This window comes from Rhodococcus sp. 66b (assembly GCF_002076325.1).
In the GTDB taxonomy this organism is placed as follows: domain Bacteria; phylum Actinomycetota; class Actinomycetes; order Mycobacteriales; family Mycobacteriaceae; genus Rhodococcus_F; species Rhodococcus_F erythropolis.
In genome coordinates this window covers 47,358-73,396 of record NZ_MUZB01000008.1, presented here as the reverse complement: position 1 = coordinate 73,396, position 26,039 = coordinate 47,358, and the positions used below count along the sequence as shown (strand labels likewise).

Here is a 26,039-nt window from a genome sequence, read left to right as displayed (position 1 = left end):
GATCAGGCGCTCGGGTCGATCTCCGGCAGCGGGCACACCACAACACCGATCGCGCCGACACCGACGTGCGCTCCGATAACCGCGCTGAAGTCGGTGACCACGGATTCCGCCACATCGGGAATGCGCTCGGCCAACTGTTCCGCTATCGCGTCGGCACGCTCTCGCGCTCGCATGTGATGCACGGCTATCGCCACGCGGCCGAGACCGGCGCGCTCGACTGCCGAATCCACCAAGCGTGCAAGCGCTTTGGTCGTCGTACGTGTTTTTTCACCGAGCACGAGCTTGCCGTCCACCAGATGCAGGATCGGCTTCATCGCCAATGCAGTACCCAACAACGCGGCTGCGGTTCCGATTCGTCCGCCCCGACGCAATTGATCAAGTTTGTCGACGACGATGTAGCAGCGCCCACGACTCGCGACGTCGACCGCCCGGCCGTACGCCTCTTCGAGTGACGCGCCCTTCTCGGCCAAGCGCGCAGCTTCGAGAGCGGGATAGCCCAAACCCATTCCGGCCGACTGCGAATCGACGATCCGGACGGCGCCACCGAACTCCTGGGCTGCGACTCGTCCGGCTTCCCACGTTCCCGAGAGTTGCCGTGAAATGTGCACGGCGAGAACGCCGTCACCGTCGCTCATGTCCAGGGCGCGGGCATACGCTTCGGACAACTCGGCGGGTGACGCTCCGGCCGTTGTCACTCCTGACAGGTCGCTCGGCATTGCGTCGACACCCTCACGCAAGTCGCAGCCGTCACGGAGCACATGGAGCGGAACCACCTGAATCCCACATGCGTCGGCCGACTCCTGCGGGATGCAGGCGGAGGAATCCGTGACGACGACGACCGGCATTCTGCTACCCGACTTCGCTCGGCGGTGATACCAGTTGCGGCGAAACCACTTTCTTCGACTCGACCCCGCGAATCGCAGCGATCATCGCGCGGGCTACACCGACATGACCGTCCCAACCCCAGTGAATACCGTCGGGGTTGCCGTTCTCGGAAAAGACGTTGTCACGCACTGCATCCGCGAGATCGACTACGGGAACGTCTTTCTCCGTAGCCCACTCGGTGATCGCGGACACCGCGGCAGGTCGTCCGGCGTGCACGCTCGCGTAGGCATCGCTGCGGTGCACCGACGGCAGGGTCGCGATCATCGGCAGTTCCGGCCGCATGTACTCCAACGCATTTCGCGAGCTTTCCAAATACTCGACGCTCAGCTTGGGCGGAAGTGCGACCGGGCGGCCCAGGGGCGCAAGCCGCGGCTGCAGCCACTGATAACCCTCGCGCACCACGCGTCGAAGCGCGGGTGGCCGAACGTAGCGGATGGTCTCGCGGAGCGCGGTAGGCAATGGGGACGGTAGCGAGTCCATACCGCCGACCGCGAACACGACGGCGCCGGCCCGCGGCACCGCCGCCCACACACGAGGATCCTGAGTCAGTGCCCACCACGCGTCGCGGCACGTCCAGCCGATACGGGCGACCAACTCGACGTCCCAGCCGAGTTCGTCGGCCACGATATTGGGCCAGATGCGTGGATGATCTGCCGCGAGGCCGCCTTTGGGGCCGAAATACGACAGCGAATCCGCGAGCACGAGGAGGACGGGGCGCTGCCCGTCGGCACTTTCAGAGGACGTCATTTGCGACACTCGCAGAAGCATTCCATACGTCGAGTCGCCACTCGATCGACTTGACGTCACCGTGTCCGCTGAGTTGCACCCAACTGGTGTTTCCCAATCCGCCGAGGACGGCCCAGCGATCGACGGGTAGGTCGAGCAATGCCGCTGTCAGTGCCGCGATCAAGCCTCCGTGCGCCACCAGAACTACGGGCCGCTCGGCCCAGTCCGGGTGCGTGTCGAGCAATTCGTGAACTACGGGGAGGCTGCGATTCGCGACGTCGATTCGGCTTTCGCCGCCGGGCGGCGCCAACGTGGCATCCGCTCGCCAGGCAGATCGCACACCGGGAGTGCGTTCGTCGACGTCATGATGAGTCAGGCCTTGCCATTCACCCAGGTGTGTCTCACGCAGACGCGTGTCGGTGAGGACCGGAAGTCCGGCGGCGTCACCGACAGCGACTGCCGTGAAATACGCGCGCCGCAGATCCGAGGACACGATCGTCAACGGTCTGCGATCGGCGATCACCGGACCTGCACTCTTGGCCTGCGTGCGTCCCAACTCCGACAGGTCGGTGTCGAGTTGCCCCTGCATCCGAGAGTCGGCGTTGTATTCGGTCTGTCCGTGACGCAGCAGGATGAGCCGGCGGACAGGGTTCGACGCCGCACTGGGCGCCGACGAAGTCACAGCGAGGGATCCTGCGCGTCCGGCTCGGAAACCGTGTCGGTCTCGAACACCGTGTTGGCATCGGCGGGGCCGGGACGGTTCTGTCCGAGGCCTTCGACCTCGACCGTCGGGCAGTCCTTCCACAGACGATCGAGAGCGTAGAAGTTGCGCTCCTCGTCATGCTGGACGTGGACGACGATGTCGGCGTAGTCGAGCAGTGCCCAGCGGCCCTCGCGGGTGCCTTCACGGCGGACCGGCTTGTGTCCCGCTTCGCGGAGGCGGTCTTCGATGTTCTCGACAATCGAGTTGACCTGACGCTCGTTGGTCGCAGATGCGATCACGAAGCAGTCCGTGATGACCAACTGTTCGGACACATCGAGCACCACCACTTCGGTGGCCAGCTTCTCGTCGGCTGCCAAGGCCGCGATGCGTGCCATGTCGATGGCTTCGGTGTTTGCACTCACTCGATGTTCTCCAGTTTCGTCTTCAGAAAGTACTTGTTGTTCTCGGCTAGCTCGATTCGGCGCCCGGGACGGCTTCCGACTTCCCCGGTGCGGGCTCCGACATCGTTGTAGCTCCGTCGCGGCGCTCCGCGTCGACAGGTCGATACAGGTTCCGCTTCGAGATGTACTGCACCACTCCGTCCGGCACCAGGTACCAGACGGGGCGGTCTTCACTTGCCCGACGCCGACATTCGGTCGACGAAATGGCAAGTGCCGGAATCTCTATCAACGTGACCGCGTCGGCGGGCATGGTGTCGAGGTGACCGGCCAGATGCTCTGCATTGAGATCGAAACCCGGTCGCGATACCCCGACGAACTTCGCCAATGCGAACAACTCTTCCCAATCTTGCCAGGAAAGGATGCTGGCCAGCGCATCGGCACCGGTGATGAAGAAGAGTTCGGCGTCGGGATGGTAGGCCCGGAGGTCTCGCAGTGTGTCCACGGTGTACGTCACTTTTTCACGGTCGACGTCGACCCGAGAGACGGAAAACCGCGGGTTGGAGGCGGTGGCGATGACCGTCATGAGGTACCGGTCCTCGGCAGGACTGACGCCCCTCCCCTGCTTCTGCCAGGGCCGCCCGGTGGGGACGAAGATCACTTCGTCGAGTCCGAACCGGTCGGCGACCTCACTGGCCGCAACGAGGTGGCCATGGTGAATGGGGTCGAAGGTGCCACCCATCACTCCGAGGCGTCGAGCACGTTCCACCGATAGTCCCTTCTGCACGAGTGTCGAGCTTACGGGTCAGACCGGCAGCAGACGGGACACGACGTCGGCAAGCTGCTGGGCCGAGCGGCACTCGTGCATGCTGATGACCTCGTTGTACACCTTCGCCGCGGAGTCACCCGTTCCCCATTGCCCCTTCGGCTCAGGGTTGAGCCAGTGTGCGTGCTTGGCAACCGCAACCATCTGCGACAGCGACTGGAGGTTGGGATCGCGGTAGTTGTTGCGACCGTCGCCGAGTACCAGCAGCGACGTGCGACTGGTGATCGACTGCGCGAACTTCTCCTGGAAGACCCCGAAGGCGTGCCCGTAGTCGGAGTGGCCGTCGTAGGTGATCAGTTCGGCTTCACGCACCATCCGTGACATCGCGGACCCGAGGTCTGCGTTCGAGTCGAAGAACCGCGTGACCTCGTCGGTCGTGTCGATGAACGCGAACACCCTCACTCGTGAGAACTGCTCGCGCAACGCGTTGACGAGGAGCAGGGTGAAATGGCTGAACCCCGCTACCGAACCCGACACGTCACACATCACCACAAGTTCCGGCCGCGCTCGCTTCGGCTTGCGCTGCACCAGATCGATTGGCACTCCGCCCGTCGACATGGACTTGCGCAACGTGCGACGCAGGTCGATCGAACCCGAGCGAGAGCGGCTACGACGCACCGCGAGACGGCTGGCCAACAGACGCGCGAGTGGTGCGACGTTCTTCTTCAGTGTGGTGAGTTCGGCGTCGGAGGCCCGCAGGAAGTCGACTTCCTCGGCGAGTTTCGGAACGCCGTACGTGGCGACGCGTTCCTTACCCAGATTCTCGGCGGTGCGTCGACGCGTTTCCTTCTCGACCATCTTGCGGAAGTCCGCGATGCGCTGCGCTGCCGTGCGCTTGGCGACCTCGGACTGATAGTCGGAATTGTCCTTGCCCTCGGACCCGGCGCCTTCCTGGTTGCCGAGTAGACCTTGCAGGATCTTGTTGAGCAACGTCTCCGGGGCGACGTCGCGCAGCGCCTGATAGGCGGAGAACGACGGGCCGTTACTCGACTGGTACTGCCCGAGTTCCTCGACCATCGCGGCGGTCAGGAGTTCGGTCATCTCCATCGCCTCGTCGCTGCCGTCTGTCAGCAGTTCGGCGATCAGCTCACGCAATGCCTGTAGGTCGATCGAGCCGTCTGGCTTGCGCGGCAGTGTGACGTCGACGTCGCCGACCGCACGGTCACCGATCGCCTTGGGGAACCACAGGTCGAAGACGGCGTCGAACGTCGCCCGGTGGGTAGGTCGACGCAGGAGCGAGCATGCCAGCCCTTCACGAAGCGCTTCACGATCGAGCAGGTCGAGAACCGACATGACCTGACCGGCGTCGACGGTCTCGGACGGGCCGACCATGATTCCGCGTCGTCGCAGAGCCTCGACAAAATCGACGAGGTGACCGGGAATCCCGTGCGGCGCTGCCAGGCCGCCGGGTGAGAGCGGCGACGTCGATCCTGCGGGAGCCATGACAGACCTCAGTTCAGCCGAAGTTCAGCGGCGGCGCGCACCTGATCGGACTGGTGCTTGAGGATGACACCGAGCGTGGCGCGTACGGCGTCGTCGTCGAGCGTGTCCATGCCCAGAGCGAGAAGGGTGCGCCCCCAGTCGATGGTTTCGGACACCGACGGAACCTTCTTGAGCTGCATTCCGCGAAGAACACGAATGGTGTTGACCAGCTGCTCGGCAATCGCTTCAGGAAGCTCCGGCACCCGGCTTGCGAGGATGCGACGCTCGAGGTCGGCGTCCGGGAAATCGAGATGCAGGAAGAGGCAACGACGCTTCAGAGCCTCCGAGAGTTCGCGCGTGGCGTTGGACGTCAGCACCGTGAACGGCTTGCGGGTAGCGGTGATCGTTCCGAGCTCGGGGATCGTGACCGCGAAGTCGCTGAGCACTTCGAGGAGCAGACCTTCGATCTCGACGTCTGCCTTGTCCGTCTCGTCGATCAACAGCACCGTCGGGTCCTCGCGGCGAATGGCCTTGAGCAGTGGACGTGCGAGCAGGAACTCCTCCGAGAAGACATCCGCCTTCGTCGAGTCCCAGCTGTGGTCGACCGCGACATCACCCCTCGCTCCGCTCGCCCCGCCCGACTGAATCCGAAGAATCTGCTTCGCGTGATTCCACTCGTACAGCGCACGAGCCTCGTCGACGCCCTCGTAGCACTGCAGGCGCACCAACTCGGCGCCTGTCGTCTGGGCTACCGCCCGCGCCAACTCGGTCTTACCGACACCGGCCGGTCCCTCGATGAGCAGGGGCTTGCCCAGTCGGTCGGCAAGGAACACTGCCGTTGCAGTGCCCTTGTCGGACAGGTAACCCGTCTCGGCCAAACGCTCGATCACGTCGTCGACGCTCGAGAAGAACGGTGTTGTATCGGGAAGAGCTCGGTCCACGGTTAACTCCTAAAAAGGGTGGGGCAAGTCTGGTGAACTTTTCAGGCGGGTCGGGTGTGCCCGTCGCCCCAGACGATCCACTTGGTGGACGTCAGTTCCGGTAGCCCCATAGGGCCACGCGCATGCAGTTTCTGGGTGGAGATGCCGATCTCGGCGCCGAATCCGAACTGCTCACCGTCGGTGAAGGCAGTCGACGCATTGACCATCACTGCCGCGGCGTCGACGCGAGCGGTGAACTCACGGGCAGCCGAGAGATCGGAAGTCACGATGGCTTCGGTGTGGCCGGTCCCGTACTGGTCGATGTGCTCGACCGCAGCGTCCAGGTTCTCGACGACCTTGAGCGCGACGTCGAGCGTGAGGTACTCCTTCGACCAGTCGTCCTCGGTGGCCGGGACGAGTCCCGGCAGATCGCCGTGCACGACGACGTCGTGCATCTGAAGCGCTTGAAGCAACTTCGGCACGGCCGTCTCGGCGATGGCGGCGTCGACCAACACCGTCTCCGCGGTGTTGCACACGCTGGGCCGACGGGTCTTGGAGTTGAGAAGAATCTTCTCGGCCATCAGAAGATCGGCGGCCGAGTGAACGTAGACGTGGCAGTTACCGACACCGGTCTCGATGGTGGGGACAGTGGCGTCGCGAACTACGGCGCTGATCAGGCCGGCGCCACCGCGCGGGATGACGACGTCGACGAGGCCACGGGCCTGGATGAGGTGCGTGACCGTCGACCGATCCGCACTCGGCAGAAGTTGAACGGAGTCCTCGGGGAGCCCCTGAGCAACCAACGACGCGCGTAGCGCCGCCACCAACGCTTCGTTGGACTTGACTGCCGAGGACGAACCACGAAGCAGCGCAGCATTTCCCGACTTGAGAGTCAGCCCGAAAGCGTCGACGGTAACATTGGGGCGAGCCTCGTAGACCATGCCGACGACACCGAGCGGAACCCGCTGCTGCCGTAGTTCCAAACCGTTCGGCAGAGTGGATCCACGAAGCACTTCACCGATCGGATCAGGTAGTCCGGCAACCTGACGCAAACCCGACGCGATGCCCTCGATGCGGTCAGCGGTCAGACGAAGACGGTCGAGCAGCGATTCCTCGGTGCCACCCGCCTTCGCGGTGTCGATATCGAGAGCGTTGGCCGCGAGAATCCGATCACTTGCCGCGAGAACTGCGTCGGCTGCGGCGTGGAGAGCAGCATCCTTCTGCGCCGTGGTCAGCAGAGCCAGGACGCGCGAAGCCTTGCGAGCTCGGCGTGCGGCGTCGTGCACGACGGACTTGGTGTCGGACGCATTCGAGTCGACGGTTTCTGCGTTGGAAGTCACAGCGGTCATGAATACACATTAACCACCCACCTCCGCGGCCTGCTCGGCGGAACGAGGCTGTGACCACCCGGGAACATTCCGACGGACCGCCTGCGAACATTTCGGCGGACCGCCGGGGAACAATTCCGACGCGCGGCGCTGTTGCACCCACCGACCTTCTTCTTCGAGTCAGGAGCCATCCGTGAGTGTGTTGTTCGAGCCTTTGACCCTGCGTGGCGTCACCATCCCGAACCGCGTCTGGATGGCACCGATGTGCCAGTACTCGGCCGACGTCATCGGCGACCAGGTCGGAGTGCCCAACGAGTGGCATCGCACGCATCTGGTGAGCCGTGCAATCGGCGGCACCGGCCTGATTCTCACCGAGGCGACGGCCGTCAGTCCCGAAGGCCGGATATCGGCAGCTGATCTGGGGATCTGGAACGACACGCAGGCGCAAGCCTTCGCCGAGATCAACGCGCAACTCGCGTACTTCGGCGCAGTGCCCGGAATTCAGCTGGCCCACGCCGGACGCAAAGCGTCGACGCAGGTTCCGTGGCGCGGCGGCAAGAGTCTGCCCGCCGACGACCGACTCTCGTGGCAGACGGTTGCCCCGAGCGCGGTTCCGTTCGGTCACCTTGCCGATCCGATCGAGCTCACCACGGAGGGCATCGAGAAGGTCGTCGCGGACTTCGCAGCGGCGGCTACCCGCGCATTGAAGGCCGAATTCAAGGTCGTGGAAATTCACGCGGCCCACGGATACCTGATCCATCAGTTCCTCTCCCCCGAGAGCAACAAGCGAACGGACCGCTACGGAGGCAGCTTCGAGAACCGCATTCGATTGCTCCTCGAAATCCTGACAGCAGTCCGCGAGGTGTGGCCGGCCGAGCTACCGCTCTTCGTCCGGGTCTCGGCGACCGATTGGCTGACGGAAGAGCGTGGGCTCGAGGTCGACAGCTGGACCGCGGATCAGACCGTTGCCCTGGCCAACATCCTCTCCGATTACGGGGTCGATCTCGTCGACGTCTCCACTGGCGGTAATTCACCGGCGGCACAGATTCCGGTGGAACCGGGATACCAGGTTCCGTTCGCCCGTCGCCTGCAGAACGAGAGCCTGTTACCGGCCGCCGCCGTCGGCCTCATCACCGAACCCGAACAGGCCGAGAAGATCGTCGAGGACGGAAGCGCAGTGGCGGTGCTCCTCGGCCGCGAACTGTTGCGTGATCCGTACTGGGCGCGCCGGGCGGCGCGGGAACTGAACGCCGAGGTCGGACCACATATCCCGTCGCAGTACGCCCGCGCCTTCTAGCCCGAAAATCGGCTCCCGCGCCCAACTTTGATAGCGTAAGCGTCTTACTTGCCGGTAGTCCGGAGCCCTGTGGGCTCCGGACACTGCCGCGGGCCAGAGCCGTGCGACGGGGGTCGCAACGAGCCACAGGGCACGCGGACGCTCGATTTCCCGACCGGCTCATCGGCGAGTGGGCAACGAAAAGATGCGTGCATCAGGTACGTGCCCCGCTCGGTTCGATGATTGCGCTGGGGAGCGCATGTCATGACTACACCAGAGAACTCGATCAGCGCTCTCGAAGTGGCCGAATCACCCGATGTCTGCGTCACCGACAATGCGTCCGTCAAGCGCGCTGTCAAGGCAACGATGCTCGGAAATGCCATGGAGTGGTTCGATTTCGGCGTTTACGCATATCTAGCTACCACTATCGGAAAAGTGTTCTTCCCGGACGCGAGCGGCAGCGCTCAACTCCTCTCGACGTTTGCAATTTTTGCGGCTGCCTTCATCGTCCGCCCTCTCGGCGGATTGTTCTTCGGTCCACTCGGTGACCGCATCGGACGCAAGAAAGTCCTTGCCACCACCATCATTCTGATGGCCGGCAGTACCTTCGCCATCGGCCTCATCCCGAGCTACGAATCCATCGGTATCGCCGCCCCGATCCTGCTGGTACTCCTACGCCTGTTGCAGGGCTTTTCCACGGGCGGCGAATACGGCGGGGCCAGTACGTTCGTTGCCGAATACGCGCCGGACAAGCGGCGCGGTTTCTTCGCCAGCTTCCTCGAATTCGGGACTCTGGCAGGATATGTGGCGGCAGCGGGCATCGTGACGATCATCCAGACCGTCGTCAGCGCCGAGGACCTCCTCCAGTGGGGCTGGCGCATCCCCTTCCTCATTGCCGGACCGCTGGGTCTCATCGGCCTGTACCTCCGTCTACGTTTGGAGGAAACTCCCGCATTCCAGATGATGGAGCAGGCCGAAGAGCGTTCCCTCGCAGACGAATCCACCGGCAAGAAACTACGCGAAACTCTCGTCGACAACTGGCGTCCGCTTGTTCTGTGCATCGTCCTGGTGGCCACATACAACATCGCTCACTACGGGCTGCTCAGCTACATGCCGACGTATCTGACCAACACGTTGGGTTACGACGAATCCCACGGACTCGTTCTGATGATCATCGTCATGATCGTGATGATGATGGGAATCAGCTACGTCGGAAAGTTCTCGGACCGCGTCGGGCGTAAACCCTTGCTGCTCAGCGGTTTCATCGGATTCTTCGTCCTGTCCCTGCCTGCCTACCTGTTGATCGGCATCGGCAACTACGTGACGGTCTTCCTGGGACTCGCAATTCTCGGCGGCTTGCTCCTGCTGTTCGTCGGGGTGTTCCCGTCCGTGCTTCCCGCACTCTTTCCGACCGGAATCAGATACGGCGGCTTGGCAATCGGATACAACCTCGCGGTGTCGATCTTCGGTGGAACCACTCCCCTGGTGCTGACAGCTCTCGAAAGTGCAACGGGCAGCAATCTGGTCGCACCGATGTACATGATGATCGCCGCGGTGATCGGCGGTATCGCAGTCCTGATGATCCCCGAGACCGCACGGAAGCCACTGGACGGCTCTCCGCCCGCCGTGGCCACCGACGAGGAAGCACGCCGGATCATCCGCAAGGTTCGCCGCAAGAGAATGAAGGCCGATAACCTCGAGGTATGAGCACGCCTCGAATCGTCGTCGTCGGCAGTATCAACATGGATCTGACCACGTCGGTGGCCAGATTCCCCGCTCCGGGAGAAACGCTGCTCGGCACTGCCTTTGCCACCGCGGCCGGAGGTAAGGGCAGTAACCAGGCCATCGCCGCCTCGAAGGCCGGTGGGGACGTGTCCTTCATCGGCGCGGTCGGCGACGACGGTTTCGGCACCCAATTGCGCGAGACCCTACAAGACGCCGGGGTCGACACCGCACTGCTACGTAGTGTCGACGGCCCGAGTGGCGTCGCGGCCATCACCGTGAGCGAAGACGCGGAGAACAACATCATCGTCGTCCCGGGCGCCAATTCCTCGATCACTTCGTTGACCGAAGCAGACCTCGACGCGATCTCCCGCGCCGACATCCTCCTGTGCCAACTCGAGATCCCGGTCGAGACAGTTACAGCGGCAGCCGAGCACGCACACGCCAACGGGACGACAGTCCTCCTCAATCCGTCTCCCGTGCAAGAGCTTCCGGCTCCACTGATCAATGCAGTCGACATCTTGATCGTGAACCAGACCGAATCGGAACAGCTGGCCGCGGTCACCGGTCGCGTCGCGCACCTCGTCACGACGCTCGGAGCGGGCGGCGCGGATCTGAAAACCGGCGACGAGACCGTTCACGCCGACTCCCCGGCCGTGACACCCGTCGACACCACCGGCGCCGGCGATGCCTTCACCGGGGCCTTCGCCGTGGAGTGGGTGCAGGACCAGGACCGCGCCCTGCAGTTCGCTGCCACGGCGGGAAGTCTGGCGACGACGGTCCGCGGCGCGTCGGTGTCGTCGCCCACTCGCGATGCGATTGAAAAAGTCCTGAACCGACAGCTTGACTCTGACACCGTGTGAGGTTCTAAACCTGTAGGTGTCGGGTTCGTGAGGGAGAAACGGGGCAAGTAACCATGTTGAGCATCGGAGACTTCGCGAGAGCAGGTCGTGTGTCGGTGCGCATGCTCCGCCACTACGACGCCATCGGCCTGCTCGTGCCCGCGAGGGTCGACGCATCCACCGGGTACCGCTCGTACACCGCGGGCCAGTTGGCGCTGCTCAACCGCATCGTCGCGCTCAAGGAGCTGGGCCTGACCCTGGCCCAGGTCCAGCAGGTGGTGGAGTCGGCGGTCACCGTCGACGAAATCCGCGGGATGCTCACGCTTCGCCGAGCAGAACTCGAGACCCGAATCCAGGAAGACACCGCGCGACTGGCGCATGTACAGGCGCGCCTACGCATCATCGAAAGTGAGGGACAGATGTCCGCATACGAGGTTGTGATCAAGTCCGTTCCGGCGCTGCGGGTCGCGGAGTTGACCGGTACCGCCAAGACGATGGATCCGTCGTCGATCGGTCCGGTGGTTCGCGGGCTGTACGAGCGCCTGTGCACCGGTTTGGATCGTGCCGGTATCGCCGCGATCGGACCTGCGCTCGCGTACTACGAGGATGCCGGTGACGACGAGAACGTCGTCGTGCATGCCGCGCTACCGGTCGATGCGGATCCCGAGGGCGACTACGAGTTCGCGGTCGTCGAACTGCAGGCCGAAGCTCAGGTGGCCTCGCTGCTGCACAAGGGGTCGATGGACAACTGCCTGCCCGCCTATCAAGCCTTGGCTCAGTGGATCGACGCAGCGGGATACCGCAATGCCGGCCCCAGCCGGGAGGTCACGCTGGCGTGCCCGGAGGACGTCGACGGCTGGGTCACCGAGCTGCAGGAACCTGTTGCCAAGGCCTGAAGCCCGCACGTGTCGGCAGGGTCGTGCACCATGGGTTCCATGACCACCGCCACTGCCCCAGCCATGCGCGACGAAGCCGAGCGACTGCTCCGTGAACTCGCGGGGCCGGATGCCCGCCTACGCGAGGACCAGTGGACGGCCATCGAGGCGCTGGTGGTGCAACGCAAGCGTGCCCTCGTCGTCCAGCGGACCGGCTGGGGCAAGTCTGCGGTCTACTTCATCTCGGCGAAGCTGCTCCGGGCAGCAGGTCATGGCCCGACGGTCATCGTCTCTCCGTTGTTGGCCCTGATGCGAAACCAGGTCAGTTCTGCCGAGCGTGCCGGGGTGCGAGCCGCGACCATCAACTCGGGCAATGTCACGGAGTGGGACGACATCCACGCCCGCGTTGCAGCCAACGATCTCGACGTACTGCTGGTCAGCCCCGAGCGCCTCAACAACCCCGACTTCCGCGATCAGGTTCTCCCGTCCCTGGCAGCTGATGCCGGCTTGGTAGTGGTCGACGAGGCTCACTGTGTTTCCGACTGGGGACACGACTTCCGTCCCGACTATCGGCGTATCAGGACTTTGATCGCCGAACTGGGCGAGGGCATTCCCGTCCTCGCGACCACGGCTACGGCAAACAACCGCGTCGTCGAGGACGTGTCCGCGCAACTCGGCGTCGGCGGCGAGGAAACTCTCGTACTTCGTGGCGGGCTCGAACGCGAGTCACTTCACCTTTCCGTGGTTCACATTCCCGAGGCGACGGCGCGCGCTGCCTGGCTCGCCGACATGCTCGAGACGCTGCCGGGATCGGGCATCATCTACACGCTGACGGTTTCGGCCGCTCGCGACCTCGCAAGCCTGCTCTCCGAGCGCGGTCATACCGTCGCCGCCTACACTGGCCAGACCGATCCCACCGAACGTGAATCCCTCGAGCAGGACCTGTTGGGCAATCGCGTCAAGGCTCTGGTGGCCACCTCGGCCCTCGGGATGGGCTTCGACAAGCCTGATCTCGGGTTCGTCGTCCACCTCGGCGCACCGTCGTCACCTATCTCGTACTACCAGCAGGTGGGCCGCGCCGGGCGTTCCACCGACAGGGCAGACGTGATCCTGCTGCCGGGCGCCGAGGACAAGCAGATCTGGAGCTACTTCGCCTCGGTCGCCTTCCCCCGCGAGCATCTGGTCCGCAGCGTCATCGAGCACCTCGACACCGAAAAGGCCACGTCGACACCGGCACTCGAACCGCTGGTGGAGCTCAATCGCACCCGTCTCGAAATGGTTCTCAAAGTTCTCGACGTCGACGGCGCGGTCAAACGAGTCAAGGGCGGTTGGATCAGCACCGGGGAACCTTGGGTGTACGACGCCGAGCGTTACGGTCGACTCGACGACGCTCGCCAGGCCGAGCAGGCTGCAATGGTCGAGTACCAGAGCATCACCACGTGCCGAATGACCTTCCTGCGTGAACAACTCGACGATCCGGGTCTGACATCGGAGAACTCACAGTGTGGACGCTGTGACAACTGCACCGGCAATCGCTACGACACCACTGTCGACACCACCGCCCTCGACGAGACTCGGGCGCGCTTGCAGCGCCCCGGATTCGACCTGGAGCCGCGCAAGATGTGGCCGACCGGCCTGAGCAAGCTGGGCGTCAAGCTGTCCGGGAAGATCACCGAGGGACCGGAAACCGGGCGCATTCTCGGACGGATGTCGGACCTGGGCTGGGGCCAACGTCTCCGCGCGCTTTTCGACGGACCCGACGCGGAGGTACCCGATGCGGTGGTCAGCGCGTGTATCAGCGTTCTGGCCGCCTGGAATTGGGCCGAGCGCCCCACCGGTGTCATGGCCCTCGAATCCACGACGCATCCATTGCTGGTGTCGAGCCTGGCTGCCAAGCTGGCCGAGGTCGGGCGATTGACCGACCTGGGCACCCTTCGCTTGCGACCCGACCACCCTCCGGTGTCGGCAGCGAACTCCGCCTATCGCGTGTCCGGACTGGTCGATGTTTGGGAAGTCCCGGACATGAGTATCCATCAGGGACCGATACTTCTCGTCGACGCAATCGCCGACACCGGTTGGACTTTCACGATGGCCGCACGCGCACTTCGGCAGGCAGGTGCGCATTCGGTCCTCCCATTGGCGCTCGCGAGCCCCAAATAGCGAGTTTTGGCCCGAAATAGTCGCTCGGACAACACCAAAAGTTACATAATGTGAGCACGATCACATTCATGTCCTCACCTGGGGCGCAACGGGTTCCACACGGCCCGAAACGGACATCTGCATGACTTCGACAGCAATGATTGTTACGTTCAGATGACCGATGAAGCCTGTTGATACGAGAGCTATCCCGACCACCGCGCCGGACGCGGTGTTGTTCAGAAGCCCACAGATCGATGACGGAGTCCGGCTCTGGGAGATCGCACGTGATTCGAAGGTGCTCGACCTCAATTCGAGTTATGCATACCTGTTGTGGTGCAGGGATTTCAGCGCGACGTCCATCGTCGCAGAGGTAGACGGCCGCGTAGTCGGATTCGTTTCCGGTTATACCCGTCCCAGCGCGCAGGAAACCCTGTTCGTGTGGCAAGTCGCGGTCGACGAGGACCAGCGCGGCAAGGCAATTGCTGCCCGCATGCTGTCCGACTTGATGGATCGCACTGCCCCACTGGGTGTTACACATCTGGAGACGACGATCAGCCCCGACAACGAGGCTTCGATCGCACTCTTCACCGCGCTCGCACGTCGACGCGAAGTACCGATAACCAGGCAGAAATTGTTCTCGCCCAAAGATTTTCCCGATGGACACGAAGCCGAAGATCTTTACACGATCGGCGCCTAGCGCACTTCGCGCTCGGCATACAGCATGCCCCGGAGGAACAAAGAAGATATGAATATCAACGAAGCAAGCATTTTCGAAACCCTCGAGTCCGAGGTCCGCAGCTACTGCCGTGACTGGCCTGCAGTGTTCACCAGCGCATCCGGATCCTGGATTCGCGACGAAAACGGACGCGAATACCTCGATTTCTTCGCCGGTGCCGGCGCCCTCAACTACGGCCACAACAACCCGGTGCTCAAATCGGCGCTGGTCGATTACATCATGAGCGACGGCATCACGCACGGCCTCGACATGTCGACAGTCGCCAAGCGCGAGTTCCTCGAGACCTTTCAGCGCAACATCCTCGAGCCGCGCGGCCTGGACTACAAGGTCCAGTTCCCCGGCCCGACCGGATCGAACACCGTCGAGGCTGCACTGAAGCTGGCTCGCAAGGTGACAGGACGTTCGGCAGTCATCAACTTCACCAACGCATTTCACGGAATGACACTTGGTGCACTCTCCGTGACCGGCAACTCGATGAAGCGCGCGGGCGCCGGTGTTCCGCTCGTGCACACGACACCGATGCCCTTCGACAACTACTTCGACGGCGTCACCGAGGACTTCCAGTGGTTCTCCCGCGTTCTCGATGATTCCGGTAGCGGCATCAACCGTCCCGCGGCAGTGATCGTCGAGACCGTTCAGGGTGAAGGCGGCGTCAATGTCGCTCGCCCCGAATGGCTTCGGGCACTGGCAACACTGTGCTCGGATCGTGGCATCCTGCTGATCGTCGACGACGTCCAGATGGGCTGCGGCCGCACCGGCCCGTTCTTCTCCTTCGAAGAGGCCGGAATCGTTCCCGACATCGTCACGCTGTCCAAGTCGATCAGCGGTTACGGAATGCCGATGGCGCTCACGCTGTTCAAGCGTGAACTCGACGTCTGGGGACCGGGCGAACACAACGGCACCTTCCGTGGCAACAACCCGGCGTTCGTCACCTCCAAGGTTGCACTCGACCACTACTGGTCCGACGACGCACTGACGAAGACAACCTTGAAGAAGGGCGCACGCATCAGCGAATGCTTCGCCAATCTCTCCGATCAGTTCCCCGGCGAGGTCTCGCACCGTGGACGCGGCCTGGTTCAGGGCCTCGTTTTCGATCAGCCCGAGCGCGCCGGCAAGGTCTGCCAGCTGGCATTCGACGAGGGATTGCTCGCGGAGACCTCCGGACCGTCCGACCAGGTTGTGAAACTGCTTCCGGCACTGACGATTACCGATGACGAGCTCGAGCACGGCCTCTCCATCCTGGCCGAGGCGACACTCAAGGTCTGCAGCTAGAGGAAGGACTCTCCCATGATCGTTCGCACCACCACCGAGATCACCGACACCGACCGCGACATCACGAGCGAGGACGGCAACTGGCGCAGCAAGCGCATCGTCCTCGGCGGCGACCGCGTCGGGTTCTCGTTCCACGAAACCACCATCAAGGCAGGTTCGGTCAACGAGTTCCACTACGCCAACCACGTCGAAGCGGTCTGGCTCGTCGAGGGCACCGGCAAGCTGATCGACCTGGACAACAACAAGGAATACGATCTCGCACCGGGGTCGATGTACCTGCTCAACGGTCACGAGCGTCACCGCGTCGAGCCCGATACGCAGATGCGCATGCTCTGCGTTTTCAATCCGCCGGTCACCGGGCGTGAGGTACACGACGAGAACGGTGTCTACCCACTGGTGGAGGTCCCCGCGTAGCGTCTAGTCATGGCGACTGACACCTCTCCACGCGTAGCGATCGGCCCCGTCCCCGATGCACTGCTCGACAGCGCGGTGCTTCGGGGCGGAGGTCTGATCAGTCCGATCGACACTGCCGACGCCCTGATCTGGGCGGGCTCACCCGAAACTTTTCCGTCGGAGTTACCGGCGTCGGTCAGGTGGGTGCAGCTGCCGTCGGCGGGAATCGAGGATTGGTTCGACTCCGGTGTGATTCCGAAGGACACCGAAATCACGTGGACCTCGGCGGCCGGCGCGTTTTCGGCCTCGGTGGCCGAGCACGCGCTCATGCTGTTGTTGGCCGGAGTTCGTCACCTGCCCGCACACATCGAAGCTCGAACGTGGCGTCAGTTCGAGTTCTTTCCCAAGATCGGCACCCTTCGTGGCTCGACGGTTGCGATCATCGGCGCAGGCGGTATCGGCCGCGCGCTGATTCCGATGCTGGCCGCGCAGGGGGCGGACAGCATCGCAGTCAATCGTTCCGGTAGCCCGGTTCCCGGGGCCATCTCGACGTACCCCGCATCCAGGATGGATGAAATCTATTCTCGCGCAGATCACTTCGTGATCGCTGCGCCCGCCACCCCGGCCACCCGTCACCTCGTTGGCCGCGCGCAGTTGGCGGCGATGCAACCCCATTCCTGGGTGATCAATGTCGCGCGCGGATCACTGGTCGATACCGACGCGCTGGTCGAGGCAATCGAGTCGGAGCAGATCGGCGGCGCCGGTCTCGACGTCACCGACCCCGAACCCCTCCCGGACGGTCACCCGCTGTGGGATCTGACGAATGCGATCATCACACCCCACGATTCCAATCCGCCGGGAGTTCGCCCCGCCGCGTTTGCGGATCACGTCTCCAAGAACGTGACCCGCTTCGCGAAGGGCGAGGCACTGGCTGCCCTCGTCGACCCGGTCGCCGGATACTGAGCACGCGGCCGAAGCCTGAATGATCCGGCGAAAGCTGCCGAAAGTTACTGTGGCGAATCCGTATCCGGGAAGAAGAGCGCCCGCGCCCGGCGAGCCACCTCCTCCGCAGGTACGTCCTCGACCTTCGTGCATACGGCCCACCGATGGCCGAATGGGTCGAGAAACACTCCGTGCCGGTCACCCGAGAACGTATCAGCGACCGCCGTGACCAGCGTGGCTCCCTCGGCGACGGCCCGATCGACGAACTCATCCGTGTCCTCGGTGTAAACGACGATGGACGAATGCACCCAGCCGTCCTGCGGCGACCTGAGACCGAAGTCCGGCATCTCCTGCGAAAGCTGCAGCATCGAATCACCGATCCGAATCTCGGCATGCATGAGAGTGCCGTCAGGTGCATTCATCGCATCGACGATCAAAGCTCCGAGTGCTCGTTTGTAGTAGTCGAGTGCGGCATGGCCGTCCGGCACCGCAAGGTAGGGAGTGATCGTGCGGTAACCAGCGGGAATTGGGTTCACTGTGTTCATGTCTACGAGTATCGACAGTCGTACACGTGTTCTATTGAACATTTCGGACTTCCTCCGCGCCGCCGTCTCGCACACGCGCCTATCCTGGAACGGTGCCTACCGACAACAGCCGCCTCGACGCCCTTCCCGAGCTCCTGGCCGGCCGTCGACTGGCAGTTCTGACGGGTGCAGGCATCTCCACCGACTCCGGAATCCCGGACTACCGTGGCCCCGATTCACCCCCGCGCAATCCGATGACGTTCCAGCAGTTCATCGGCGATCCGGCGTTTCGACGTCACTACTGGGCGCGTAACCACATCGGCTGGCGATACATGGACAGCTCGCGGCCCAACCAGGGCCACCGAGCCGTCGCAGCACTCGAGCGAACAGGGCGAGCCGTCGGTGTGATCACCCAGAACGTCGACCTCCTGCACACCAAGGCCGGCGCGCGAAACGTCATCGACCTCCACGGCACCTACGCGCAGGTTCGATGCCTGAGCTGCCAGCGGCTGATCTCCCGCGCCACTCTCGCCGAGAGACTGGAGGAAGCCAACCCCGGATTTGCCGAAACTGTGGCTGCTGCAACGGGAGTCGAGATCGCGCCCGATGCAGATGCCGTGATCGAATCCACCGCACACTTTCGCGTCGTAGATTGCGCCGTGTGCGGTGGGCTACTCAAGCCGGACATCGTCTACTTCGGTGAATCCGTCCCCAAGGAACGTGTGGCCCGGGCGTACAGCCTCGTCGACCAAGCCGATGCACTGCTGGTAGCCGGGTCGTCGTTGACGGTGATGTCCGGTCTGCGTTTCGTGCGGCATGCCGCCAAGACCGGGAAGCCGATCGCCATCGTCAATCGCGGAACGACCCGAGGTGACGAATACGCCGACCTCAAGCTCGAAGCCGGTTGTGCTGAAGCACTTTCCGCCCTGGTCGAGTACGACAGCTACAGCGCCACCAAGTCGTCCGCGTGAACCACGGGACGCTGCATGTCGGCCGGTAGATCGGCGGTGGAACGCCCCAGTATCTCCTCGATCTCCGTAGCGTCGAACGCAACGACACCCCGAGCGACGGGCTTCTCCCCCGGTCCCATCAGCGACACGACATCGCCGGCGTGAAAATCGCCGGACACCCCGACGATGCCCGCGGACAGCAGGCTTCGACGCTTGGACACCACCGCGCGAACGGCGCCTTCGTCGAGGTGAAGGTCACCCGATGTGTCAGCGGCGTGACGTACCCAGAATCGGCGAGCCGACAATCGCGTCGGACGGGGCGCAAATGCCGTTCCGACATCGGCACCACTGAGTGCCTGCGCAGCGTCCGATGCTGCCGCGAGCAGCACCGGCACTCCGGAATCAGCGGCCAGGCGTGCTGCTGAGAGCTTTGACGCCATGCCTCCGGTACCGAGAGCGCCACCCGATCCGGCAACCACACCGTCGAGATCCCCGGGACTGTTGACCTCGGGAATCAGTGTGGCATCGCCCTTTCGGGGATCCCCGTCGTACAGGCCGTCCACATCCGACAACAGGATCAACGCGTCGGCGCCGACAAGATGAGCAACCAGAGCAGCCAGCCGATCGTTGTCACCGAATCGAAGTTCGGTGGTTGCAACAGTGTCGTTCTCGTTCACGATCGCCACCGCGTGCAACGCCCGCAGACGATCGAGCGTCCGTTGAGCGTTGCGGTGCTGCGTCCGTCGAGCGATGTCGTCCGCCGTGAGTAGAACCTGCCCGACGGTACGCCCGTAACGGGCGAACGACGTACCCCAGGCGTGAGCCAGCGCCAACTGACCGACGCTGGCCGCGGCCTGCTTGGTCGCGAGATCCCGCGGTCGCTTGGTCAGTCCCAGCGGCGCCAGTCCGGCGCCGACGGCACCGGACGAGACGACGACAACATCGGAGCCCGCGCGCATGCGGGCCTCGATGGCATCGGCCAACAGATCAAGTCGGTGAGTGTCGAGTCCCGCCACCAGACTGGTGAGCGCAGACGACCCGATCTTCACGACGATACTGTGAGCCGACGCTATCGACTCCCTGGTGGACCCGAGCACAGTCCCGTTCCCTCTCTTCGGTTTTCGTCCTGAAATCGCGTGAGTCAGGCGTCTTCGTCGAGCAGCCCGCGGCGGACGCGACGAGCGTGCTTGCGCTCGTCGGCGCCGATGCGCTCCACCTGATCGAGACGCGGGTCGGTTCCACGGCCCGTACGGGTCAGATCGATACCGGCCGGCGTCATCGGCTCCCACTCGAAGCTGACGTCACCGATGGTGACGGAAGCCCCTGGCTGAGCGCCCTTCTTGACCAATGCGTCCTCGACACCCAAGCGTGCAAGACGGTCGGCGAGGTAACCAACGGCCTCGTCGTTGTCGAAGGCGGTCTGACGAATCCACCGCTCCGGGCGGGTGCCTCGGACGACGAACCCACCGGGGATATCGGGATCCTTCTCGATGGTGAAGCTGGAATCCTTGACCTTGACCGGGCGAATGACCTGGCGCTTCGGCTCGGGCTTCGGATGGGCTTCGCGGTAGTCGCGGACCATCTTCGCCAGCGCGAATGTCAACGGTCGCAGACCTTCTCGGCTCACCGCCGAGATGGTGAAGACCGGCCATCCGCGAGCTTCGATCTCGGGTGTGACCATCTCGGCCAGCTCGGCTGCCTCCGGAACGTCGGTCTTGTTCAGGATGACGACGCGCGGGCGCTTGTCGAGGTCACCGAGTCCCGAGTCGCCGGAGAGCGCGGGGGTGTACGCAGCCAACTCTGCTTCCAGGGCGTCGATGTCGGATATCGGGTCGCGTCCCGGATCGAGGGTGGCGCAGTCGATCACGTGCGCCAATACGGCGCAGCGTTCGATGTGGCGCAGGAAGTCCAGGCCCAAACCGCGGCCTTCGCTGGCACCGGGGATCAGTCCGGGCACGTCGGCGACGGTGAAGGTGGTGTCACCGCTCGAGACGACGCCGAGGTTGGGGACCAGAGTGGTGAAGGGGTAGTCGGCGATCTTCGGCTTGGCCGCCGAGAGAACGGACACCAGCGAAGACTTACCGGCAGAGGGAAATCCGAGCAGACCGACGTCGGCTACCGACTTGAGTTCGAGAACCAGGTCACGCTCGACACCGTCTTCACCGAGGAGTGCGAAACCTGGGGCCTTGCGAGCCTTCGAGGCGAGTGCTGCGTTGCCGAGTCCGCCGCGGCCGCCCTGAGCGGCGTCGTAGCGCGAGCCGACACCGACGAGGTCGGCAAGGACGTTGCCGTCGGTATCGAGAACCACAGTTCCATCCGGGACCTTGAGGATGAGGTCTTCACCGTTTGCACCCTCGCGGTTACTGCCGGCGCCCTGCTTGCCGTTGGTCGCCTTCGCGTTGGGATGGAAGTGAAAGTCGAGGAGGGTGTGGATGTTCTCGTCGACCACGAGGATGACGTCGCCACCGCGACCTCCGTTGGCACCGTCCGGACCGCCGAGCGGTTTGAACTTCTCGCGGTGTACGGAGGCGCAACCATTGCCGCCTTTTCCAGCGCTGACGTGCAGCACAACACGGTCAATGAATCGGGACATGACTGCCGGATCCTTCCTCAGTCAATTGCGGGTCTCACGCGATGAGCTGAACTTCTGGTGAGCAGGGTTGCTCGGGGTAAAACTGGCACTGCTTAAACAAACGATAGGGGCGGACCGGGTTATTTCAACCCTGGTCCGCCCCTATCGGGAGCTTGGAACGCGTCACTCTCTTACCGAAAGTAGAACCGGTGACGCACAACTAGCGAGAAAGACTAGACCTCAGCCGCAACGACGGCCGGAACGATGTTCACGGTCTTGCGTCCACGCTTCTGGCCGAACTCGACTGCACCGGCAGCGAGAGCGAACAGGGTGTCGTCGCCGCCACGGCCGACGTTGACGCCGGGGTGGAAGTGCGTGCCGCGCTGGCGAACCAGGATTTCGCCTGCGCTGACCGACTGGCCGCCGAAGCGCTTCACGCCGAGGCGCTGGGCGTTTGAATCGCGACCGTTACGGGAGCTGGATGCACCCTTCTTATGTGCCATGCTATTGACCCTCCTCGGGTGAAATTAGCTAGAAAGAACTGGTTACTTGATGCCCGTGACCTTGAGCACCGTGATCGGCTGCCTGTGGCCCTGACGCTTGTGGTAACCGGTCTTGTTCTTGAACTTGTGGATGCGGATCTTCGGGCCCTTGGTGTGCTCGACGATCTCACTGGTGACTGCGACCTTGGCCAGCTTGGCCGCGTCGGTGGTCAGGTCAGATCCGTCGACCACGAGAACGGGAGCAAGCGAGACAGCAGTGCCGGGCTCACCCTCGATCTTCTCGACCTTGACGAGGTCACCAACAGCGACCTTGTACTGCTTTCCGCCGGTCTTGACGATCGCGTACGTTGCCATCGGAGGGCTACCCCTTGCTTCTTCGAACTTGCTCGCGCTGCTGCCTGAGGCTTCAAATGCATCGCGACTGGTCTGGTTTATGTCACCTCGGCTCGGCACTGACGTACCGGGACATTCACGCGCACTCTAGGCACACGGAATCTCTACCGCCGGGTGGCGACCCTCCAAGGTTACGGGAAAGCAACCGTCAGGGTCAAACCGCCCCGCCGAGGGGTGGTGCTCACTACTCTGAACTGCTTCTACCAGCTGAAACTTCGGATAACGGTTGGATGTCCTCGCTCATCGCAAAGTCATCCAACCGACCGAAAGCCAGTAGTTCTTACTCTCCGTCTACCGGAGGACCTGCGGGACGTGCTGCTGCACGCCTGCGACGGGGTCGCTTGACGACGACAACTTCTTCCTCAGCCGGAACTTCGGTGGCCGGAGCCGGAACGTTTTCCACGACCGGTTCTGCCACGGGTTCCGGAGTCGGAATCACGAAGACCGTACCCACCTCGGGAGCTGCCTCGGCAACCGGTGCCGACGCTGCCCGCGACGCCCGGCGACTACGCCGACGACCGCGCGGAGCTGCTTCGGTCGAAGCTGCCGCCGACTCGTTGTCCACTGCGGATACTTCTTCCGCAGCAGAGTCCACAACAGGAACGTCATGGCGCTCAGTAGCAGCAGGAGTATCGATCGGCCGATCCTGTTGCCGATCGGCACTTTTGGATGCATCATCCCCCGAAGACGTACCGGTGGAATCAGACTCGATCGAGCCGGCCGCGACGGTCTCGTCGTCGTGGTGGTGCGAGGCCATCGCCAATGCCACCGGATGAGCCCGCTTGACGGTCGCGTCGACAGCCGGAACCTCCGGCGCCGGAGCTTCCTGTCCGTTGGACTCGGTCGAAGGCGACTTGTCTCCGCGGCCTCGCTTGTTCTTGCGCGAGGTGCCGGATTCGCTTCGCTGCGAGCCCGAACGCGATCCCCCGTCGTCCGAGGACTTCACCTCGACCGGCTCGGAGTGGACGATGATGCCGCGGCCGTGGCAGTGCTCACAGGTGGTCGAGAAGGCCTCGACCAATCCGGTGCCCAACTTCTTGCGCGTCATCTGCACGAGTCCGAGTGACGTGACCTCCGACACCTGATGGCGCGTGCGATCGCGACCCAGGCATTCGGTGAGCCGACGCAGGACCAGGTCCCGGTTCGATTCGAGGACCATGTCGATGAAGTCGACGACGATCATTCCGCCGATGTCCCGCAGGCGCATCTGGCGAACGATCTCCTCGGCTGCTTCGAGGTTGTTGCGGGTAACGGTCTCTTCGAGGTTTCCGCCGGCTCCGGTGAACTTTCCGGTGTTGACGTCGACGACGGTCATGGCCTCGGTGCGATCGATCACCAAGGTGCCGCCGGACGGCAGCCACACCTTGCGATCGAGTGCCTTGGCCAACTGCTCGTCGATACGGCGAGCGGCGAAGACGTCGATACCGTTGTTCGGCGTGTACTTCTCGAGTCGCGGAAGCAGATCGGGCGCAACGGAGTTGATGTAGTTCTCGACCGTCGTATGCGCCTTCTCGCCCTCGATGACCAGCTTGGAGAAGTCCTCGTTGAACAGATCACGAATGACCTTGACCAGCATGTCAGGCTCTTCGTACAGCGCCTGCGGGTTGCCGGACTTACCGGTGTCCGCAGCCGCAGCCTGCTCCTCGATGCCGGCCCACTGAGCCTGCAGACGAGTCACGTCGCGCGCCAACTCTTCTTCGCTGACGCCCTCGGACGCCGTGCGAATGATCACGCCGGCGTCGGCGGGAACGATGTCGCGCAAGATTTCCTTGAGACGCTTGCGCTCGGTGTCCGGAAGCTTGCGGCTGATACCCGTGGACGTACCACCGGGCACGTAGACGAGGAAACGACCGGCAAGCGAAATCTGTGTGGTCAGTCGAGCACCTTTGTGGCCGACCGGATCCTTGCTGACCTGAACGAGCACCTGATCGCCCGGCTTGAGGGCCTGCTCGATCTTGCGCGAGTTGCCACCGAGACCGGCAGCCTCCCAGTTGACCTCACCGGCGTAGAGAACGCCGTTGCGGCCACGTCCGATGTCGATGAACGCCGCTTCCATGCTGGGGAGCACGTTCTGGACACGTCCGAGGTACACGTTGCCGACCATCGACGCGGACGCCGAGTTGGTGACGAAGTGCTCGACCAACACTCCGTCTTCGAGGACTGCTACCTGTGTAGTCGCATGCGGCTGACCGCTGTCTGCTCGATCGCGCACAACCATGACGCGATCGACGGCCTCACGACGCGCGAGGAACTCCGACTCGGTCAGAATCGGCGGACGACGACGGCCGGCGTCACGACCGTCGCGGCGACGCTGACGCTTCGCTTCCAGACGTGTCGAACCACTGATGCCCTGGACCTCGTCCTTGACGCGGGTCTTGTTGCGAGGTTCGCGCTCATGAACGACGGTGTTCGGCGGATCGTCCTCGGACGTCGCAGTCGCGTCGGTGGCGCCGTCGGTGCCGGTCTTGCGACGACGACGACGGCGGCGACGGCGGCTCGATCCGTCGGCATCGAGATCGGAATCGTCGGCATTCTCGGAATCCGCATCAGCGGTGGACTCGGACTTATCACCGGATTCTTCGCCGGCAGCGTCGTCGGTTTGCTTCTCGACTGCCGCAGGGGCAGATTCCTGCTCCGATTCGGCAGCGGTATCCGACTCTTCGTCCGAACCCTGCTCGCCACCCTGTTCACCGCGACCACGCCCACGTCCACGGCGTCCACGACGACGGCGACGCGGCTGATCGTCGTCCTCGTCCTCGGACTCGGCGCTCTCGCCCTCGGTTTGCGGTGCGGTCACAGCCGGCTCTTCGACGGCAGGAACTGCAACCGGTGCTGCCTCGGGAACGACGGTTTCGGCTTCCGTAGTTGTCTGCTTCTCTTCGACGACCGCCGGTGCAGCAGGCTCGCGGCGTGCGCGACGGCGACGCGGAGCTACCTCGGCGGCTTCGAGATCCGGCTGCAGGAACAGCGGGACCTGCGGCGCGGCGGGAACCACCTCGGGCTGATGGGTCTGCGGCGCCTCGAAGGAAGTGAACAGATCGGACTGCTCGGCTTCCTTGCTCTGCAGCGCAGCAGCGGCGTCGAGTCCAGCGCTGATCTCGGCGACAGCCGGATCCACTGCTTCTTCTGCTGAAGGTTCTTCGGCGGCCGGTTCTTCGACAGCCGGTTCTTCGACAACGACCTTTTTGCGGGTGCGACGAGCCCTGACAGGCTTCTCGGCCGGAGCCTCTGCAACAGGCTCTTCCGCAACAGGGGCCTCGGCAACCGGGGCCTCGGCAACCGGGGCCTCGACAACCGGGTCGATGAGGGTATCGAGCTCGGCCACGACCGGCTCGATGGCCTCGGCCGCGGAAGTCAGCGAGGCGTGAATCCGCTGGGCAACGTCCCGTTGGAGACTCGACTGCGCACTGCGCAATTCGGTACCGAGCGCTGCGGCTTCGGCAAGGACCTGCTTGCTGGTGACACCGAGCAGCTTCGCCAGCGCGTGTACGCGCATCTTGTCGGGAAATTCCGGGGTGGTGCTGGAATCTGATTCGGTTGGGGATTGATCGGCCACGTAAGTCTCCTCGGCCCCCGGGCGCGTCCAACCCAGAAGTCGAGTTGTCACGCGGCCACGCGGGAGCGTGCTGTGTGTACTCGCACTCAGAAGTGAGTGCGAGATTGTAAGGTCTCGCTCCGCATGGTCCGCAATG

Annotated in this window: 24 protein-coding genes; 10 read left to right on the top strand and 14 right to left on the bottom strand. The window is 63.7% G+C overall.

Annotated elements, in window-relative coordinates:
* Positions 1–2: 2 nt before the first annotated feature.
* From B0E55_RS16415 to B0E55_RS16380, 8 genes are read right to left on the bottom strand one after another with little or no spacing between them, the layout of a single operon-like run.
* A complete protein-coding gene (locus tag B0E55_RS16415; RefSeq protein WP_080910051.1) occupies positions 3–845 on the bottom strand; it encodes a DegV family protein in 843 nt (280 codons plus the stop codon).
* A 4-nt stretch (positions 846–849) separates the two neighbouring features.
* A complete protein-coding gene (octT, locus tag B0E55_RS16410) occupies positions 850–1,632 on the bottom strand; it encodes a diglucosylglycerate octanoyltransferase (protein WP_019749052.1) in 783 nt (260 codons plus the stop codon).
* Positions 1,619–2,293 (bottom strand): histidine phosphatase family protein, encoded by a 675-nt coding sequence (locus tag B0E55_RS16405; RefSeq protein WP_019749053.1) that lies wholly within the window; start codon positions 2,291–2,293, stop codon positions 1,619–1,621. The genes octT and B0E55_RS16405 overlap by 14 nt, the downstream gene beginning before the upstream one ends.
* Positions 2,290–2,736, bottom strand: coding sequence for a ribosome silencing factor (gene rsfS / locus B0E55_RS16400; RefSeq protein WP_003944502.1), 447 nt, complete (start codon positions 2,734–2,736; stop codon positions 2,290–2,292). The genes B0E55_RS16405 and rsfS overlap by 4 nt, the downstream gene beginning before the upstream one ends.
* A gap of 46 nt (positions 2,737–2,782) precedes the next feature.
* Positions 2,783–3,499 (bottom strand): nicotinate-nucleotide adenylyltransferase, encoded by a 717-nt coding sequence (nadD, locus tag B0E55_RS16395; RefSeq protein ID WP_080657183.1) that lies wholly within the window; start codon positions 3,497–3,499, stop codon positions 2,783–2,785.
* Between the two features lie 18 nt (positions 3,500–3,517).
* On the bottom strand, positions 3,518–4,981 hold the full coding sequence (locus tag B0E55_RS16390; RefSeq protein WP_020908216.1) for a vWA domain-containing protein: 1,464 nt from the start codon (positions 4,979–4,981) through the stop codon (positions 3,518–3,520).
* A gap of 8 nt (positions 4,982–4,989) precedes the next feature.
* Positions 4,990–5,901 carry an AAA family ATPase gene (locus tag B0E55_RS16385; protein ID WP_019749056.1) on the bottom strand — a complete coding sequence of 304 codons (912 nt, stop codon included), beginning with the start codon at positions 5,899–5,901 and terminating at the stop codon, positions 4,990–4,992.
* Positions 5,902–5,942: 41 nt separating this feature from the next.
* Positions 5,943–7,229, bottom strand: coding sequence for a glutamate-5-semialdehyde dehydrogenase (locus B0E55_RS16380; protein ID WP_019749057.1), 1,287 nt, complete (start codon positions 7,227–7,229; stop codon positions 5,943–5,945).
* Positions 7,230–7,401: 172 nt separating this feature from the next.
* Between B0E55_RS16380 and B0E55_RS16375 the strand changes: the two genes are divergently transcribed.
* The 9 genes from B0E55_RS16375 to B0E55_RS16335 all read left to right on the top strand — a co-directional run bounded on the left by B0E55_RS16375 (position 7,402) and on the right by B0E55_RS16335 (position 17,426).
* Entirely contained in the window at positions 7,402–8,505 is a 1,104-nt protein-coding gene (locus B0E55_RS16375) for an NADH:flavin oxidoreductase/NADH oxidase (protein ID WP_080910050.1), read from the top strand.
* A gap of 243 nt (positions 8,506–8,748) precedes the next feature.
* The gene (locus tag B0E55_RS16370; protein ID WP_019749059.1) at positions 8,749–10,191 is read left to right on the top strand and encodes an MFS transporter; all 1,443 of its coding nucleotides are present in this window, start codon (positions 8,749–8,751) and stop codon (positions 10,189–10,191) included.
* Positions 10,188–11,069: a ribokinase gene (locus B0E55_RS16365; RefSeq protein ID WP_080910049.1), complete on the top strand. Its 882-nt coding sequence runs from the start codon at positions 10,188–10,190 to the stop codon at positions 11,067–11,069. Before B0E55_RS16370 ends, B0E55_RS16365 begins: the two co-directional genes overlap by 4 nt.
* A gap of 53 nt (positions 11,070–11,122) precedes the next feature.
* Positions 11,123–11,944: a MerR family transcriptional regulator gene (locus B0E55_RS16360; protein ID WP_019749061.1), complete on the top strand. Its 822-nt coding sequence runs from the start codon at positions 11,123–11,125 to the stop codon at positions 11,942–11,944.
* Between the two features lie 39 nt (positions 11,945–11,983).
* Positions 11,984–14,083, top strand: a complete 2,100-nt coding sequence (locus B0E55_RS16355) for a RecQ family ATP-dependent DNA helicase (RefSeq protein WP_070386586.1) — start codon at positions 11,984–11,986, stop codon at positions 14,081–14,083.
* A 160-nt stretch (positions 14,084–14,243) separates the two neighbouring features.
* Positions 14,244–14,759, top strand: a complete 516-nt coding sequence (gene ectA, locus B0E55_RS16350; RefSeq protein WP_070386545.1) for a diaminobutyrate acetyltransferase — start codon at positions 14,244–14,246, stop codon at positions 14,757–14,759.
* A 48-nt stretch (positions 14,760–14,807) separates the two neighbouring features.
* Positions 14,808–16,070 carry a diaminobutyrate--2-oxoglutarate transaminase gene (gene ectB, locus B0E55_RS16345; protein ID WP_020969986.1) on the top strand — a complete coding sequence of 421 codons (1,263 nt, stop codon included), beginning with the start codon at positions 14,808–14,810 and terminating at the stop codon, positions 16,068–16,070.
* A 15-nt stretch (positions 16,071–16,085) separates the two neighbouring features.
* A complete protein-coding gene (locus tag B0E55_RS16340) occupies positions 16,086–16,484 on the top strand; it encodes an ectoine synthase (protein ID WP_003944463.1) in 399 nt (132 codons plus the stop codon).
* 9 nt (positions 16,485–16,493) lie between these two features.
* Positions 16,494–17,426: a D-isomer specific 2-hydroxyacid dehydrogenase family protein gene (locus B0E55_RS16335; protein ID WP_007731007.1), complete on the top strand. Its 933-nt coding sequence runs from the start codon at positions 16,494–16,496 to the stop codon at positions 17,424–17,426.
* A gap of 44 nt (positions 17,427–17,470) precedes the next feature.
* On the opposite strand, the gene B0E55_RS16330 is transcribed toward B0E55_RS16335, so the two are convergent.
* Positions 17,471–17,992, bottom strand: coding sequence for a VOC family protein (locus B0E55_RS16330; protein ID WP_080910048.1), 522 nt, complete (start codon positions 17,990–17,992; stop codon positions 17,471–17,473).
* A 50-nt stretch (positions 17,993–18,042) separates the two neighbouring features.
* On the opposite strand from B0E55_RS16330, the gene B0E55_RS16325 reads away from it, so the two are divergent.
* Complete coding sequence (locus B0E55_RS16325) at positions 18,043–18,900, top strand: NAD-dependent protein deacetylase (RefSeq protein WP_080910047.1); 858 nt, start codon at positions 18,043–18,045, stop codon at positions 18,898–18,900.
* Here the strand turns inward: B0E55_RS16325 and proB are convergent.
* The 5 genes from proB to B0E55_RS16300 form a co-directional block, all read right to left on the bottom strand.
* A complete protein-coding gene (gene proB / locus B0E55_RS16320) occupies positions 18,873–19,976 on the bottom strand; it encodes a glutamate 5-kinase (protein ID WP_080910046.1) in 1,104 nt (367 codons plus the stop codon). The genes B0E55_RS16325 and proB overlap by 28 nt on opposite strands.
* 44 nt (positions 19,977–20,020) lie before the next feature.
* Entirely contained in the window at positions 20,021–21,472 is a 1,452-nt protein-coding gene (obgE, locus tag B0E55_RS16315; protein ID WP_019749068.1) for a GTPase ObgE, read from the bottom strand.
* Between the two features lie 212 nt (positions 21,473–21,684).
* Positions 21,685–21,954, bottom strand: coding sequence for a 50S ribosomal protein L27 (gene rpmA, locus B0E55_RS16310; RefSeq protein ID WP_003944532.1), 270 nt, complete (start codon positions 21,952–21,954; stop codon positions 21,685–21,687).
* A gap of 42 nt (positions 21,955–21,996) precedes the next feature.
* Entirely contained in the window at positions 21,997–22,308 is a 312-nt protein-coding gene (gene rplU / locus B0E55_RS16305) for a 50S ribosomal protein L21 (protein ID WP_003944533.1), read from the bottom strand.
* 319 nt (positions 22,309–22,627) lie between these two features.
* Entirely contained in the window at positions 22,628–25,903 is a 3,276-nt protein-coding gene (locus B0E55_RS16300; protein ID WP_080910045.1) for a translation initiation factor IF-2 N-terminal domain-containing protein, read from the bottom strand.
* Between the last annotated feature and the right edge of the window lie 136 nt (positions 25,904–26,039).

What these genes read in the sequence shown, in the direction of transcription:
- ectB (WP_020969986.1), top strand. Translation starts at nt 14,808, where the DNA reads ATGAATATCAACGAAGCAAGCATTTTCGAAACCCTCGAGTCCGAGGTC.
- B0E55_RS16340 (WP_003944463.1), top strand. Translation starts at nt 16,086, where the DNA reads ATGATCGTTCGCACCACCACCGAGATCACCGACACCGACCGCGACATC.
- ectA (WP_070386545.1), top strand. Translation starts at nt 14,244, where the DNA reads ATGAAGCCTGTTGATACGAGAGCTATCCCGACCACCGCGCCGGACGCG.
- B0E55_RS16390 (WP_020908216.1), bottom strand. Translation starts at nt 4,981, where the DNA reads ATGGCTCCCGCAGGATCGACGTCGCCGCTCTCACCCGGCGGCCTGGCA.
- rplU (WP_003944533.1), bottom strand. Translation starts at nt 22,308, where the DNA reads ATGGCAACGTACGCGATCGTCAAGACCGGCGGAAAGCAGTACAAGGTC.
- B0E55_RS16370 (WP_019749059.1), top strand. Translation starts at nt 8,749, where the DNA reads ATGACTACACCAGAGAACTCGATCAGCGCTCTCGAAGTGGCCGAATCA.
- B0E55_RS16415 (WP_080910051.1), bottom strand. Translation starts at nt 845, where the DNA reads ATGCCGGTCGTCGTCGTCACGGATTCCTCCGCCTGCATCCCGCAGGAG.
- rpmA (WP_003944532.1), bottom strand. Translation starts at nt 21,954, where the DNA reads ATGGCACATAAGAAGGGTGCATCCAGCTCCCGTAACGGTCGCGATTCA.
- B0E55_RS16380 (WP_019749057.1), bottom strand. Translation starts at nt 7,229, where the DNA reads ATGACCGCTGTGACTTCCAACGCAGAAACCGTCGACTCGAATGCGTCC.
- B0E55_RS16330 (WP_080910048.1), bottom strand. Translation starts at nt 17,992, where the DNA reads ATGTTCAATAGAACACGTGTACGACTGTCGATACTCGTAGACATGAAC.
- octT (WP_019749052.1), bottom strand. Translation starts at nt 1,632, where the DNA reads ATGACGTCCTCTGAAAGTGCCGACGGGCAGCGCCCCGTCCTCCTCGTG.
- B0E55_RS16360 (WP_019749061.1), top strand. Translation starts at nt 11,123, where the DNA reads ATGTTGAGCATCGGAGACTTCGCGAGAGCAGGTCGTGTGTCGGTGCGC.
- obgE (WP_019749068.1), bottom strand. Translation starts at nt 21,472, where the DNA reads ATGTCCCGATTCATTGACCGTGTTGTGCTGCACGTCAGCGCTGGAAAA.
- B0E55_RS16335 (WP_007731007.1), top strand. Translation starts at nt 16,494, where the DNA reads ATGGCGACTGACACCTCTCCACGCGTAGCGATCGGCCCCGTCCCCGAT.
- B0E55_RS16355 (WP_070386586.1), top strand. Translation starts at nt 11,984, where the DNA reads ATGACCACCGCCACTGCCCCAGCCATGCGCGACGAAGCCGAGCGACTG.
- B0E55_RS16365 (WP_080910049.1), top strand. Translation starts at nt 10,188, where the DNA reads ATGAGCACGCCTCGAATCGTCGTCGTCGGCAGTATCAACATGGATCTG.